The sequence below is a fragment of the Acinetobacter pengchengensis genome, from assembly GCF_982235305.1.
Map to the genome: position 1 here is coordinate 2,059,226 of NZ_CEVATJ010000001.1, position 15,770 is coordinate 2,074,995.

Sequence of the window (15,770 nt, forward strand, 5' to 3'; positions counted from 1 at the left end):
AGTATTAGACAAATTTATTTCGATTTTTTTGACCAACCATTTAAATACCAAATATTTAAATGCGACACAGATTTCCGATTTTTTGTTGATTATTCATCAGTTTACTATATAATACAATTGATTAAAAATAACTCATTTAGGGTGCGGTATGCGATCAACAACAGAAAACATTGCTATTGAGCTACTTGAACCTATTGTTCTGCGTAAAGAAAACTGCGCACCAATTGAATTTGAGCAAGGTACAATTTTAAAAGTTTTATTGGTTAATCCTAACTCCTACTTGGTTACCGTAGACGACGAGTTTAACTTTACTGTCGCTTTAGAAGATGAAAATAAGGTGTGGCGTAAACTTTAATTCTTTCGTATCTCTGCTCAAAATTAGAAACATTGGATGCGCCTAATTCATCCAATGTTTTTTATGTTTCGCTGTCTCTCCTTTCCAGCTCACACAATCAACTTCAAATCGCAATCATCTAATCTGCTTTCTTATTCCTGCTATATTTCATGATCGTAACCGTGCTCACAAAAAGTTTCTTAGGTCCTCAAAGCACTTCAATTCAAACAAACTTTAAAAAAAGTCTAAACAAATTCTATTCAGAATCCTCACGGAAAAATTCATAATAATCAATAAAATATACTAAACATTAAAATCAACAACATTAACAAAATGACTTACAATTCAATTTTATAACTAATAAAATCAAAAATTAATCAGAAATTATGATAAGATCAGCTTTCTTACAAAATGTGTTTTTTTATAAAGATGAATTGCTTAGGTAATTTTTACTGTCTTTAGCACATTTTATTTTTTCTTTTTTTAATTCACATCCTATTTTGAACAGATTTTTTAATCGCTCAATTTAGGATTGTATTTGCTTATCTTTATAACGCTTATATTTTAAATCCTGAATTGTGACACTCAAAATTGGAGAGGTAATTAAGAACTCAAAACTAATGGAGATAGCAATGGATCGAATTGCAATTATTGGCGCTGGCCCAAGCGGCATGGCCCAATTAAGAGCGTTTCAGTCAGCAAAGGCCAAAGGTCTACAAGTTCCTGAAATTGTATGTTTCGAAAAACAAAATGATTGGGGTGGACTCTGGAACTATACTTGGCGCACAGGTATAGATGAACATGGTGAACCTGTCCACGGCAGCATGTACCGTTATTTATGGTCAAATGGCCCTAAAGAAGCGCTAGAATTTGCCGATTATACTTTTGATGAACACTTCAAAAAACCAATCGCATCTTATCCGCCACGCGCAGTGTTGTGGGATTATATTCAAGGTCGTGCAGAAAAAGCACAGGTGAAAGACTTAGTCCGCTTTAATACCGCCGTTCAGCATATTCATTATGATGATGCGACGCAAAAATTTACGGTTGATGTCGAAGATTACGCACAGCAACGTCATTATTCAGAACAGTTTGATTATGTTGTGGTGGCCTCTGGGCACTTTTCTACCCCGCGTGTCCCTGTTTATGAAGGCTTTGATCAATTCCATGGTCGTATTTTACACGCGCATGATTTCCGTGATGCACTGGAATTTAAAGGTAAATCAGTGCTGTTGGTGGGCAGCAGCTACTCTGCCGAAGACATTGGTTCGCAATGTTATAAATACGGCGCCAAACAAATTTACAGTTGCTATCGCAGTAAAGCCATGGGCTTTAAGTGGCCCAAAAACTGGTCTGAAAAACCACAATTACTGCGTGTAGATGAAAATACTGCTTATTTTGGTGATGGAACATCGGCCAAAATTGATGCCATTATTTTATGTACGGGCTATTTACACCACTTCCCGTTTATTGAAGATGGCTTGCGCCTCAGAACGCATAACTGCCTTTATCCACTAGGTTTATATCAAGGTGTGGTTTGGGAAAAGAATCCACGTTTGTTCTATTTGGGTATGCAAGATCAATGGTACACCTTCAATATGTTCGATGCGCAGGCATGGTTTGTCCGCGATGTGATTTTGGGCAAAATTGCGTTGCCAAGTATAGACGAAATGCAAAGCCATACCCAAACCTTGCATGAAAAAGAACAACGCTTAATGAGCGATGAACAATCTGCACGTTTTCAAGGGGATTACATCAAACGCCTGATTGCGCAGACCGACTATCCATCTTTCAATATTGATGCAGTACACGATATTTTCATGCAATGGAAAAAGCATAAAAAAGAAAATATTATGGGCTTTAGAGATAAAGTTTATCGCTCAGTGATGACAGGAAAAATGGCTAAACCGCATCACACACCATGGCTTTATGCACTAGATGATTTTTTGGAAAGTTATCTAGAAGATGAAGCTCAACGTGAGGCAATGTAAGGCGTGATCTATAAGATCAATGCACGCCTGCTGTAACGAAAAAAATAACTACAAGCCTGATAAATACTGCTGATGAGGCTTGTAGTTTAAGATTTATTTCAACTTATCGCTATTTTAGAAATAGCGCAATTATAAATCCGACTTGGCGCGTTTTAAGGCATGTTGCCAACGCGCTAAATATTCAGCCCGCTCTGCTGCATTCATTTGTGGTTCAAATACACGATCTAACTGCCAAGATGCTGAAATTTCAGATAAGTCAGTAAATACACCCGCCTTTAAACCTGCCATCGCCGCTGCTCCCCAAGCAGTTGATTCCAACATTTTAGGACGTAACACAGGCACATTTAAAATATCCGCTTGGAATTGCATCAACATATCATTTTGACTCGCACCACCATCCACCCGAAGTTCTTTTAGTGGATGATCTAAATCGGATTGCATCGCAGTGAGTACATCCGAGACCTGAAATGCAATGGATTCTAAGGCAGCACGGGCAATATGCGCCTTATTGGTGCCACGTGACATTCCACATAAAAGCGCTCGCGCTTCACTGTCCCAATGTGGCGCACCAAGCCCTGTAAATGCAGGAACTAGCACTACACCATCGCTAGAAGTTACACTATTGGCAAGTTGTTCCACATCGCTGCTTTGTTGAATAATCCCCAAACCATCCCGTAGCCATTGCACCACAGCCCCAGCCATAAAGACACTGCCTTCTAGGGCAAAATGGGTTTGATTTTGACATTGCCATGCCAAAGTGGTGAGTAACTTATTTTTGCTAAACCGCACCTGATTGCCTGTATTGAACAACATGAAACAGCCTGTACCGTAGGTGTTTTTTGCTGTGCCAACCTCAAAACAAGATTGTCCAAATAACGCCGCTTGCTGATCACCTAAAATACCTGTAATGGGGATATTCGCGCCCAATAAACCTGTTGCCGTATCTGCAATATAGCTGTCGGATGTAATAATTTTAGGTAAAACTGATGCTGGTATTTGAAACAATTCCAGTAAGTCTTCATCCCACTTTTGACGATGTAAGTTCATCAACATTGTTCTTGAAGCATTACTTGCTTCAATGACATGCTCTGCACCCTGGGTCAGATTCCAGATTAACCAACTGTCGATAGTGCCAAAAGCAACATGCCCCTGCTGTGCCAATGCTTTTAACCCATTCACATGCTCCAGCAGCCACACCAGCTTGCCTGCACTAAAATACGGGTCTATACGCAGACCTGTTTTATCCTGAATCAATTGAATCTGGTTATTATGAATAAGCTGATTACACCAATCCGCAGCACGACGATCTTGCCAAATTATTGCAGGCGCTAGAGGTTTGCCTGTGCGTTTATCCCACACTACTGTGGTTTCACGTTGATTGGTCACTCCAATCGCGCAAATGTCTTTAGCCAAAATACCTGCAGTTGCCAATGCCTGTTGCACCACGGCAATTTGATTTGACCAAATTTCTTGGGCATCTTGCTCAACCCAGCCTGAATGCGGAGTCAGGATCTGGGTTTCACGTTGTGCCGTTGCCTGAACTTGTCCGTGTTCATTGAAGATAATGGCGCGACTAGAGGTTGTGCCTTGATCGAGTGCTAGTAAATAACTCATATTTTTTTATTGTGTTCGACTTGAAAAAGAAAATATTAGCGCAATTATGTAACTAAGCGCATTGAAATGTTTAATTGTGCAGAAAATACATCGTAATTTTTGCCAACTATGCTATGATAGCGCTGTGATATGGGGGTGTTATTGGCTTCGACGCTGATGATGAAGCTCATAGATGCATGCCGAGAGCGCATTTTCTCTCGTAAATCAAATTTGCATTAAAATAGTCGCAAACGACGAATCTTACGCTCTAGCTGCCTAAGGGCAGCTTGTCCGCTTCACTGAATACTTGTGGTCAGTGAACCCGACTGAAGCGCACGCACACAAGTCCGTATAAAGTTGAGCCTCGGGACTTTATACCAAACTTAGAGGATCGCACTTTGAACCCTGTTCGTCGGGTCTTAGAGTGTTAAAATAATAGACGATATCTAAGCATGTAGTATTCTCGAGTGTAGTGTTGGCGGACGCGGGTTCAACTCCCGCCACCTCCACCAAATTCTTAAATACATATGAAGTTACATAACTAAATATGAAGCAAAAAGCCTTAAATATCAGTGTTTAAGGCTTTTTTTATGCATATACATAAATAGCGATGAATACGTATAGTCTTGTATTGTTTGTATGGTGTCATGTATATTTTGAGTTGCAATAAAACCACCATACAAGGCCTTGGCTATGAAAAGAGTCGATATAAAAAAATATCCTTTATCTGATACTACTCTTGCAAGTTTGGAGCCTGAAGAAAAAGAGTACCGTGTTAAAGATAGCAATAATCTATATTTCACGGTTCATAGTAAAGGAAACAAACGCTGGGAATTAAGATATAAAAGACCAAGCGATGGTAAGTGGACATGGTTGGGGTTAGGAGGATATCCGTCAGTTGGTGGAAAACTTGCAAGAAAAAATGCAGAAGAAATGAGAAAATTAATTTCAGAGGGGATAGATCCAAAAATTGATAGAGAAAATAAAAAGCAAGCCGAATTGTTAAGCAAATCATATACATTTGAGCAATTAGCTATAGAATTTTGTCTAACTAAAACATGGACAGAGGGTACAAGAGTTAGAAATGAAGGGGCATTAAAAAACCATATTTATCCAGTGATGGGAAAACTGGATTATAGAAAAATAACAAAAAAAGCATGGTTGGAGTTATTTAAAGCGATTCAAAAAAAATTACACCCTAAAACGAAAGAACCTATTGTTGAAATGGGTAAAAGGCTATGTACATTATGTAGAGAGATTTATGATTTTGCAGAAGTTACAGGGCGTATAGATTACAACCCAGTCGCTGGTATTACAAAATTTTTAGACAAACATGAAAAGCAAAATATGCCACATGTTTCAGAAAAAGAGTTGCCAGAATTATTAAAAAAAATAAAAGCATATCCAAATCGAATGACCGCTATCGGATTGGAGTTGAGTGTTATGTTAGGTACACGCCCCTCAGAAATGAGGCAAGCTGTGTGGGAAGAATTTGATTTTCAGGAAAACCTATGGTCTATTCCTGCACATAGAATGAAAAAACGAAAAGAACATATTATCCCTTTACCACAGCAAGCCTTATTACTTCTTAACGAGCTAAAAATAATCACTAGTGATTCTGTATTCTTGTTCCCGAGCAGAGGTACCAAGAAACAACCTATTTCCAATAATACATTTAATAAAGCCTTAAAGTCATTAGGTTATCAAGGACGCCAGACTCCGCATGGGTTTAGGCATATTTTAAGTACTACTTTGAGAGAAAAAGGTTTTAGAAAAGAATATGTTGAGACTGCTTTAGCTCATACAGTCGGTGGAGTTGAAGGTGTTTATAATAAAGCTCAATATCTTAAACAACGAGCTGTTATGATGCAGAAGTGGGCAAACTATTTAGATGATCTAGTAAATAATTCAGCTAGTGCTTTAGGTTTCGAAAATACAGATATTTTTGATAGCTTGGAAAATATGGGTTTAAGTGATGATCAAAAAAATATTATTAGCAAGGTTATTGAACAACTATTAATGGACAGTCTTTAAATATTTGTAATAACTGCTAATTTGCTAACAACTCATAAAGTATTGATATATATGATTTATAATGGAAAATGATTTTTGCTAAATTTGCTAAAAATAATTTAGCAAATTTAGCAGGATAACTATTTAGTTAGTCCTGCTAAAAGTAATTTAAAATCAGTCGGTTGCCTATTTTAGCATTATTAGCAGTCTATTTAGTTGTACTACCTACTAACTCAATAAATTTTTCCTTATCATCTGTATATTTGATTAAATTTTTTTCGAGTAAAATTTTTACAGCAAGCTTACGTATTTCACACGTTCTAATCTGTTCTGGGCCGTATTGATTAAGTGTGGAGACCTTGAATTGAGTAGTACCACTTTGAACCTTAGCTCGCATCCATTCAAGTAAGATGGTGTCAAGGCTTTTTTTATTTTGGGTCAAATACAATAACCACTGATCTAATGAATACTTCACAATCAAGATAGCATTTTTCATTGTTATGTAATCAATTTCATCTTTTCCTTCAAAGAATGCGAACACCGCAGCTACTCTGAGAACATACTGTTGAGTTCGTTTAGCAAATGGTGCTATTTCAACATATAAACCCTCAGACAATAAATCTGTTTCTTTTCTTATAAACTCATTAAATTCATGATGGAGCCTATCAGCGTCTTCATTTTTTGAAATGACAGATCTAGTTTTTAGATTTGAAGACCTATCTAAAAGATCTTTACATAAATCCCAATACATTTGCAAATCATGGTCATCGTAAGGTTTTAGCTTAGTTTCTTCATAAGTTCTGGGTTTATAGGCTAAAGGTTTAGGTGAAGCAAATAAAAATCTAGCCATGAAGCCTTGATTTCTAAACATTTCATCATTTAATACTTTTTTTACAACCACATCTTGTACAGAGATATCTAAGCAAAATCTTTTATTACTTATATAACTGCTGTCTTCACCTCCCAAATTCGTGATCACAGTACCTCGATCAATAAGATCAGTTAATGTACTTAATGAATCACCTTTCATATCACTTTGTAACGAGAATCCTCCAAATACATATCCACCTTCGCCAGTACTCCATATGTAGCTTGAGGAAGGACTTAAGGACATATGCTTTAGTAAGCCTTGAGTTGTTGCTCTCATAAAAATTGATTGTGGGCTATGTGGTCGAGTCCCTTTGTTTTTCTGTGTACTAGACTTCCATTCATCAACTTCTTGTCTAAATGATTCCAAAGATGCATCATCAATTTCATTAATGATTTTAGCAGCATCATCTTTACAGACATCTTTCCCTTCACCGCTAGGAAAAACAGTCAATATAGCTAAGCTACAAGGTTGTCCTTCTTTCTTTTTATCACTAGGCGCATTGATATATGGCTGTGCCATATATGCCATTTGAGCTAAATAAGTTTGACCTGCAACGGAATGAGGGACTTGATGATAAAATGCTGATTTATTTATAGCATTCGCAACTATCACTGGAAATGCTTGAATAGGGTATTCAGTGATGGTTTCACGCAAGACTTCTTGAAGGGAAGCTATTAGAGGCTTAGTATTCATTTATACTTCCTCTCTCGCAGCTTTCTTTGATTCAACCCATTCAATTACTTCTTTTATATCAAAATACGCATGGGACTGTCGTGAAGTTCCAAACTTTATTGGGCGTGGGAATGTTTTGTCTTTTTTAATTAGCTTATTCAAGCCATCAGGAGTCAGGCTAAGAAAAGCACAGATTTCATTTTTCGTCTTTAACATCGTATGTATCCAATTGCTGATATTTGCGGATACATATATTTTTATTAGATCAGTATCTGTTTATCTTGGTTGCAGAGATATGGAAAATAAGTTGCTCTGACAACCTTGACAAAATAAGAAAAAAATGAATTAAAACTCATCTGCTAGCTTTAAATGTTCAATAGTATTATTGTCTTCACCAATAGTGATCTGAGTCATCATTTGTGTATTGATAGGATTGGTATTGGCATTTTTTAGTATATTTTTAACACCAGTTTCATCCAACTCGTGACCAAAGAGCGTGGATGTAAGTTCACAAATTATTTGGTTTGAAATCTTTTGATGAAAGGTATTTTTAATCTCTCTTACAAAAAAGTTAATTTGTAAATTTTTCTCTTTCGGTGCAAATGGATCTCTTGCATTAACTAAGTACTGAGCATCTGTAATATAATCATTGAAAAGCACATCTGAATCAGAGAGGATAGAAAAACTATTTTTCATCTCATTTTTAATTAAATCCAAATCAATATTTTTTGCTACTAACTTTGAGTTAATTAACTTTTGAATAGCCATATTTATATGAAAGTCTAATCTCTGATTTAACCACTCATTAAAATCCAAAACATTTTTTGATTTTTCATTAAAATAACTGTAGTTTTTTTCTAAGCCTTCTAAAATTTCTTTATCTTTTTTTTGCCTTAATTTTAAAGAATTAATATGATATTTAGATGACTTATCATAAATGTAAATAATTTTACAAACTCCATCTAAAGTCATATCACTGATTTTAAATAATTTTATAAAATTTGAATTTTTCAATATTTTATTCAATGCTATTACATTGTCTTCTATGTCAAGTAGGTTTCCATATCCTAGTTTTTTAAAAATCATGCTAGGAATTTTATCTTTATGAAGATTGTGCAGAAAGAATATTTTTTGATCTTCAACCTTTTTAATCGCATTTTTAAAATTTTCACTTGGGTTTCCTTCAATGAAAATTAAAGGGGAAAAAACATCTTCAAATTCTAAAGTCATAATATTGGAAAAAATTCTTTATAAATATGTTAAAAAAATAATGATCATAAAAAGATACTGAAGCTCATATGATTTAAAGCTTCAGCATCTTGAAACATTGCTTATTGGTACTTCCAAACTTTTACGATAGTTTCATATAGTTTTTCACCACGCTCATTAATCGTACTTACATCCCAAACCTCTTTGCTTAGACACTCTCTTGTGCGCAATAATGTGGAATAAGTATCTAACTCTTTACGTTTATTTTTCCAAGCTGAATCACGAAGTTTAGAGTTTAATGAACCTTTAATTAAAGCCAAATTACCTAAAGTTAAAAGCTTATAATTATTTTGATCGATTAACTCTTTTGAGTCGGGAATATCCCAATTATTTTGCCATTTTTTAGGCATAAGATGTTCCAAAGAGAATCCTTCTAATGACAAAGTATGGTTGTCAACTTTACAGTCGCTAAGATCATATAAAGATATAATATACAAAATTTCCCGCGTATATTTATTGATGAGAGCCTTGCCTAAAACTGCATCTTTAACTTGTTGATCAGTTGGAAAAATATTTGTATCGTCCGTATAAGATACAAGTTTATCTAAAATTTTTTGGCTAGTTACTGTATCCCATTTTTTGATTTCCACTAACAAGCCTAAAAAGAGATTGTTATAGTTTTTGGTTGTCAATTTGCAGATTGTACGTCTAGCGATATATGATTCCAATGTAGCTAAAATTTTCTTCAGTTCATCCTCATCTTTCACTTGCTTCATAATATAGAGCATAAGAGGCATGATTGTGGTGATTTCAAATTCAGATATGATCTGGAAGAATCTTTTTTTATATTCCGAATATGATAATGACCGTAAATCAATACCATCTGGTATTTGACGGTAAACTACTGCATGATCTTTTAAGTCTTTAATAAACAGTGCTAATTCATCTTTATTTTTTTCTTTAATTAAAGCTTTATATTCTTTAAATAGTTTTTCAAGTCGGACAGGAGCCTCTTTCGTTATTACCAAATAGCTGTATAGGAAGAGTTCTATCGTTGATCGACGAATACGTCCAGATGTACGTTCAGATGACCAAAACTCAATATCATCTTCATTTTCTTCAAATACTGAATACCAATTGTCTTGATAGAGGGTGATTGATTCTGAATCATTACGGAATAGAAAATTCTTTAATAGCTCAGCAGTTGTAAGCTTTACGCCTTGTGAGTTAATCGTATCAAAAATCTCTTGAACATCGTCACTATTTGATAGTGCCATATGAATTATCGGCAAGTTATTCAAAACAATATCAAGAAAATTAGTAAGAAATTCATCACGCTCTTCATCAGTTAATTGCTCATCAAGCATAGTGATAAGACGTTTTCTAAAGTACATGTAACAGCCATGAATAGCATCATTCTTTAAGCTTAAATCGATGTATTGTTCTAAAGTAACAAGATTCAAATCTTGAACTTCTTCCCAAATTTCAGAATTGTCATTTTCATTTACTAAGATAGCTTCAAACTTTTTTTTGTCATTTTTACTATGAATAATTCTTGGATTTTTATTACCATATCTATCTGTAAATACAACTAAATTTTTAATCCACTCTTTTAAATTAGGACTCTTTATTTCATCATGAATTGCTCGAATTAAAAGGCAAATTGTTGTCAGGCGTTGTTGACCATCAACTAAATCATATTCATTAGCCCCCATTTTTTTAACTTGTTTTTGCTGAACAATAATTGTGCCTATGAAATGTTCAGAGCTATTCGAATCTTCTTTATTTAACTGTTCTAAAATACTGTCGAAGAATTCTTGCCAGTTTTCTATTTTCCAAACATAAGGTCGTTGAAAAAATGGAATATGGAATTGCAAACTACCTTCTAAAAAAGAACTAATTTGTTCTTTATTTGCACTTAACATTAGCTACCCCTCAATATGATTTCATACATAAAAAAGCACCAGAAAACTCTGGTGCTTTAAAACTAAAAACTTAAATATCCAACTTCGGTAAACTTCTCACAATCTTCATTGTTTCCAAACTTACTGTGATGACCCGTAAAAACAACTCTAATGGATATTTAGCATCACCCATAGTTTCAATTGCCCAATCATTCGCATCATTCACAATGCCACTGTCTTTGTGCGTAGAAACGCCTTGACGCTCCATAACCCATTCAAGTGCAGACTTACCATTCACCACGTAGTCATAAGCCTCTAACGGTATTTCACGGATGGTAATAGAATTGTTATAGACCACCGTATCCTTTTGGTCTTTTTTAGGGAATTTCATTTTGGTCACATAGAAGTCTTTATCTTCTAATTGCTTTAATGATTTACCGCCTAAATCCAATTTAGCTTTGTACGGCTCTACAGTTTCATAGTTTAAATGCCAATGCGCCAAATCACGCCCTGCTTTAGAGAATGCCCAGAAATCTTCGGCTTTTTTCACGCATGGGATACGTGGTAACTCTTTAGTCAAGTTGTCTGCATAACGACTACGATAATCTTCACTATGTAATAAGCCATACACATAGTAGAAAATATCTTCCTTACTAATCGTTTCAGTCGGGTAAGCATCGTGGAAATGCTTTAGCCCCGCATCATTAATTGCATCTTTACGGGTGTACTTTTCATCTGTTGAGCCACTTTCTTCTTGGTTAAATAGATCAGTATCATTAGCTTTTACGGTATTTTCTTCGTAAAGATAAAGTGGGAAACATTGTGCTCCCGCATCCATTGAGTTTAAATCAAGAATTTGATTAGATATGATAGTTGAAAACCCTTTTTTACCACCAAGTCCTGTAACAGAAATAATTAAATTTTCGACATCTACTGTTGGGAAAATTTGTGGCATTTGATAAACCCTTTCATTTAGCCTCCTATTAAAATACATCCATGATTTAATAAATGGTCTATAAGTAGCTATTCTTAAAGATTCATTTTCAAAATTTAAAGGCTTATTTTTTTTAAGATCATCTTTTAAGTTGTCAGCCCAACTTATGTTAGTTGTATCATTTTTAATTAAAGAATTAATATCTAATTCTTTAGTTTTATTAATTAAACTGCTAAGCCTATTTCTTTCTAAATTATAGAAATCAATAAATTTTTTTATTTGATGAATTAATTTTTTATTTGAGGCTTGATAACACCAAGCATCTCGACTTGTTGCTACACCTCTTGAATAATTTTCAAATAAATCTATTTCTGATTTATTTTTCTTATTTCCAATTGAAATGAATTTATTAAAACTATCATCACGTTGATTTATCCAATCATTATGAGTATCAGGGGAGATTGTTGTCCAACCATCAATAGCAGTAATACCACTAATACTAACAAGATCAGAAATTTTTTCTAACTTTTCCTTACGACTTAGATAATCACCAATGTCATGGAAATAAATTTGACCATGTTGTTTAGCATTGGGATTTTTCACTAAAACCGATATAACGATAGGCGCTAGGCTTCCACCTTTACCACCTATTGCAGCAAATAGAGGATGCCCTTCTTTTCTACATCGTTCACCAGATGTTCTTCCATTTCCTCGCAAATGAAAAAAATATAACGAACTAAACTCATCAGCTAAACATTTACGTAAACCATCGGCTGAGTTTGAATCAATAAATCCTGCATTAGTTACAAAACCAATTACACCACAGTCTTTGATACGATCACTTGCCCAACGAATAGCACGAATGTATGAATCATAAAGTGAATTTTTATTTGTAACCTGAGTATATTTGGCATAAGTCGATTCGATACGACTATCTAAAAATGGGTATTTTACATTAGCATTATTATCATTGCCTGACTTTTGTCCTGCTGAATAAGGTGGATTACCAATAATTACTCGGATATCTAAGTTCTTTTGGCGCTTACGTCTTGAACTATTATCTACTAAAACTTTGCTAACTAAATCTTCTTTTTCATACATTTCAAAGGTATCAGTTAAACAAATTCCTTCAAATGGTGCATATTCAAGATTAGGATTAACCGTTTTCATTTGATCGTGATATACGGTTTCAATGTTGATTGAAGCAATGTAATACGCCAATAAAACAATCTCATTGGCATGAATTTCATTCTTATACTTATACGTTAAACGATCCGCAGGGATTAAACCTGATTGAAGCAAACGGTTGATGAATGTACCAGTGCCAGTAAATGGATCGAGTACATGCACGTTATCATCAGCAAAGGTTTTACCAAACTCACTTTTGAGTACGTCATTTACACTATGGATAATAAAGTCCACCACCTCTACAGGGGTATAAACAATCCCTAGTTTCTCGGTCATACGTGGGAAGGCATTTTTAAAGAATGAATCGTATAGAGTTAAAATAATACTTTGCTTACCTTCGGCAGTATTAATGCCTTCTGCTCGCATACGGACTGATTCATAGAAGGAGTTAAGCGTATCCGCTTCTTTTTCTAAGTGATGCTCATTCAGCGCATCAAGCACCTTTTGCATTGCCAAGCTCATTGGGTTATGTTCAGCAAAGCTATGGTCTTTAAATAGGGCATCAAATACAGGTTTAGTAATTAAATGCTGTGCCAACATTTCAATGATTTCAGCATCAGATACGCTATTGTTCAAATCATCACGTAGTTCATGTGCAAATTCGTTGAATGCTGCAATTTCATTTGTATTAGTAGGGTTTTCAAGGATGGCTTGAATACGGTCAATATGAGTTTTAGCAATTTTAGCAACATCACTAGCCCAATCTTCCCAATGATGGCGATTACGCATTTTTTTACGATTTTGGCATATAAAGCACGTTCAATTTCACCAACTTCAAATTCCATTTCTGTTTGCTGAGGCGTTGGTGAGGCAGCTTGCCCAATAGATGATCCACCTCTAGCTTGGGCTTTTGCCTTGCGTTTTTTACCTTCACTTAAACCCGATTGATCAGATGTTTCATTTCCATCAGTCGGTTGTGGCTTTGCTTTTTTAGTCTTTTTAACAACTTTATCTGCAATGGCAATGACTTCCATACGAGATACATCTTTGCCATTAAACTCAAGTTTGTTAATCATGGCATCAAAGCGGTCATCATGTGCGCGTAGGGCATTTAATACTTGCCAAACTACACGATATGCTTCGTTATTATTTAATGCCTGTTCAGGCTCTACACCCGCAGGGATGACGACAGGTAAAATTACGTAGCCCAATTCTTTGTTTGGGGCTTTACGCATGACACGGCCAACAGACTGAACCACATCTACTTGTGAATTACGAGGCGTAAGAAAAAGAACTGCATCAAGGGATGGAACATCAACACCTTCTGATAAACAGCGCACATTTGATAAAATACGGCATGTGTTTTCAGGTGCTTGCTCTTTTAACCATGTGATTTTTTCTTTCTTTTCTGTTGCATTCATACCACCATCAACATGTTTTACCTGACAGTTCAGTTTCAATGATGGGTCAATGTATGGATCTTGTTCTGTTCTGTACAAATGATCCATTTCAGCATCTTGATAAGCCTCTACAACAGCACTAAACATTTCCGTGATTTGTTTAGAACTTACCTTATGTTTTTTACCTTTGTATTCTTTTTCAATGACCTGACAGAAAGCAACTGCACGTTCCATTGGCTTTGCAACTGTACCATCTGGATTATATAAACCTTGTTTAGCTAGTGCTTTCCAACAGCCAACAATTTTTGCAGCATCATCAACTTTTAGAGAATTATTTTCGTCTTTTAATAAGCTCTGCAACTGGCGATTAATGTGGCTTTCTTCAACAGCAAGTACAATTACTTTGTAGTCACATAGAATCCCCATTTTTACAGCTTGTGAGAATGTGATGACATATAAATCTTCACCGTAAAGTGACTTATCATCCATTGAGCAAAGTGTAACTCCCTCTGTTTCTTTAGCTGTATCGCCATAAATACGAGGGGTAGCAGTCATGTATAAGCGTTTCTTCCCTTGTACATAATCATTGTTATGAATACGCACAAATTTAGACTCATCATCTCCTTCAAATGTTGCACCTGTAGTACGGTGAGCCTCATCACAAATGATTAAATCAAATTCAGGAAATCCTGCTTTTTGTGCTTCTGTAATAACATCAATGGAGTGATAGGTAGAGAACACTACATTCATGTCCTCATTGGCTTCATTGGGCTTGAATAAATCTCTAGCTTTGAATGCTCGTACTAAACTTTGAGGATTAGTAGTAGCAGGAAATTTTAAATCGCTAATACCAACTACAATATTGTCATCATCTTTTTTCTTACCAACATCACTATCAGAACAGACTGCAAAGCTACGAATACCAATCATGGTATCTTGCGTCCACTCATCCAGTGTTTGACTTAATAATGCAAGGCTTGGCACAAGGAATAAGACATTTTTGCCACGACCTGCTAATTCTTCTGCAATACGCAACGAAGTAAAAGTTTTACCAGTACCTGTCGCCACGATCAGCAGTTGTTAAAGCATGTTTTACTGCATTTAATGCAGGACGTTGGTGTTGGCGTAGCTGTTTCTTATCACGAAAAACTGGTTTCACATTTGGATCGAAATCAAACTGAGACCAATCAATCAAACTTCCCTCTAAATCAAGAAGTGAGATAGTTGCAACAGGCGGCTGTGCATCCACTAAAGATGATTTGGCATTGTCTGACCAATCATCCGTTGATGCCACAATATAACGATAGGCAAAATATGATTTACCCGACCCACCCAAAAAGCTATCAATGTCTTTTTTTTGAATTTTTGTAGTGTTGTAGTTTTTACATTGAATTGGATGAAAATCACCTTCAATAGTTACCGCTACGAGATCAATACCATAATCTCTTTTATCAGTAATATTTAATTTTTCACCATACTTTTCGACCCAATCAGAATACGATAATACATCGGTATAAATTTCAGCATATTTAGGCTCATTTAAAAAATATTGAACCATTAAATTCTCAAAAGAAGTTCCTTTATCTCGTTGTGTAGTAGACACTTCTTTAATTTTTTCTAATAAATTTAACAGGGCTGACATGCAAATATAACTCCGAAATATGCAAAAGCATTTTTAGTAGAGAATTTAGCATACAAAGACCTATTTTTTATAAATTAAG

At 35.2% G+C, this 15,770-nt stretch carries 8 protein-coding genes, 1 other RNA gene and 1 pseudogene; 4 read left to right on the top strand and 6 right to left on the bottom strand.

The features are described 5' to 3' along the window. Positions 1 to 148 precede the first annotated feature (148 nt). Entirely contained in the window at positions 149 to 355 is a 207-nt protein-coding gene (locus tag AC0T5Z_RS10040) for a hypothetical protein (protein WP_435337766.1), read from the top strand. Between the two features lie 611 nt (positions 356 to 966). Further along, positions 967 to 2,325: an NAD(P)-binding domain-containing protein gene (locus AC0T5Z_RS10045; protein ID WP_435337765.1), complete on the top strand. Its 1,359-nt coding sequence runs from the start codon at positions 967 to 969 to the stop codon at positions 2,323 to 2,325. Positions 2,326 to 2,454: 129 nt separating this feature from the next. Here the strand turns inward: AC0T5Z_RS10045 and glpK are convergent, their stop codons facing one another. Next, on the bottom strand, positions 2,455 to 3,939 hold the full coding sequence (gene glpK, locus AC0T5Z_RS10050) for a glycerol kinase GlpK (protein WP_435337764.1): 1,485 nt from the start codon (positions 3,937 to 3,939) through the stop codon (positions 2,455 to 2,457). A gap of 131 nt (positions 3,940 to 4,070) precedes the next feature. Between glpK and ssrA the strand changes: the two genes are divergently transcribed. Both ssrA and AC0T5Z_RS10060 read left to right on the top strand, forming a co-directional pair. Further along, positions 4,071 to 4,430, top strand: a transfer-messenger RNA (tmRNA) gene (gene ssrA / locus AC0T5Z_RS10055). Positions 4,431 to 4,611: 181 nt separating this feature from the next. Then, a complete protein-coding gene (locus tag AC0T5Z_RS10060; RefSeq protein ID WP_435337763.1) occupies positions 4,612 to 5,952 on the top strand; it encodes a tyrosine-type recombinase/integrase in 1,341 nt (446 codons plus the stop codon). 187 nt (positions 5,953 to 6,139) lie between these two features. On the opposite strand, the gene AC0T5Z_RS10065 is transcribed toward AC0T5Z_RS10060, so the two are convergent. The 5 genes and pseudogenes from AC0T5Z_RS10065 to AC0T5Z_RS10085 all read right to left on the bottom strand — a co-directional run bounded on the left by AC0T5Z_RS10065 (position 6,140) and on the right by AC0T5Z_RS10085 (position 15,691). Beyond that, entirely contained in the window at positions 6,140 to 7,495 is a 1,356-nt protein-coding gene (locus AC0T5Z_RS10065; RefSeq protein WP_435337762.1) for a DUF3987 domain-containing protein, read from the bottom strand. Continuing rightward, positions 7,496 to 7,690: a helix-turn-helix transcriptional regulator gene (locus tag AC0T5Z_RS10070; RefSeq protein WP_160242876.1), complete on the bottom strand. Its 195-nt coding sequence runs from the start codon at positions 7,688 to 7,690 to the stop codon at positions 7,496 to 7,498. It abuts the gene before it with no gap. A gap of 129 nt (positions 7,691 to 7,819) precedes the next feature. Continuing rightward, entirely contained in the window at positions 7,820 to 8,704 is an 885-nt protein-coding gene (locus AC0T5Z_RS10075; RefSeq protein ID WP_473786281.1) for a hypothetical protein, read from the bottom strand. Positions 8,705 to 8,805: 101 nt separating this feature from the next. Continuing rightward, positions 8,806 to 10,608: a DUF262 domain-containing protein gene (locus AC0T5Z_RS10080; protein ID WP_435337778.1), complete on the bottom strand. Its 1,803-nt coding sequence runs from the start codon at positions 10,606 to 10,608 to the stop codon at positions 8,806 to 8,808. A gap of 70 nt (positions 10,609 to 10,678) precedes the next feature. Then, positions 10,679 to 15,691 (bottom strand): annotated as a pseudogene (locus tag AC0T5Z_RS10085) (DEAD/DEAH box helicase). Between the last annotated feature and the right edge of the window lie 79 nt (positions 15,692 to 15,770).

Coding starts and splice junctions, on each gene's coding strand:
- AC0T5Z_RS10040 (WP_435337766.1), top strand. CDS start 149: ATGCGATCAACAACAGAAAACATTGCTATTGAGCTACTTGAACCTATT.
- AC0T5Z_RS10045 (WP_435337765.1), top strand. CDS start 967: ATGGATCGAATTGCAATTATTGGCGCTGGCCCAAGCGGCATGGCCCAA.
- glpK (WP_435337764.1), bottom strand. CDS start 3,939: ATGAGTTATTTACTAGCACTCGATCAAGGCACAACCTCTAGTCGCGCC.
- AC0T5Z_RS10060 (WP_435337763.1), top strand. CDS start 4,612: ATGAAAAGAGTCGATATAAAAAAATATCCTTTATCTGATACTACTCTT.
- AC0T5Z_RS10065 (WP_435337762.1), bottom strand. CDS start 7,495: ATGAATACTAAGCCTCTAATAGCTTCCCTTCAAGAAGTCTTGCGTGAA.
- AC0T5Z_RS10070 (WP_160242876.1), bottom strand. CDS start 7,690: ATGTTAAAGACGAAAAATGAAATCTGTGCTTTTCTTAGCCTGACTCCT.
- AC0T5Z_RS10075 (WP_473786281.1), bottom strand. CDS start 8,704: ATGACTTTAGAATTTGAAGATGTTTTTTCCCCTTTAATTTTCATTGAA.
- AC0T5Z_RS10080 (WP_435337778.1), bottom strand. CDS start 10,608: ATGTTAAGTGCAAATAAAGAACAAATTAGTTCTTTTTTAGAAGGTAGT.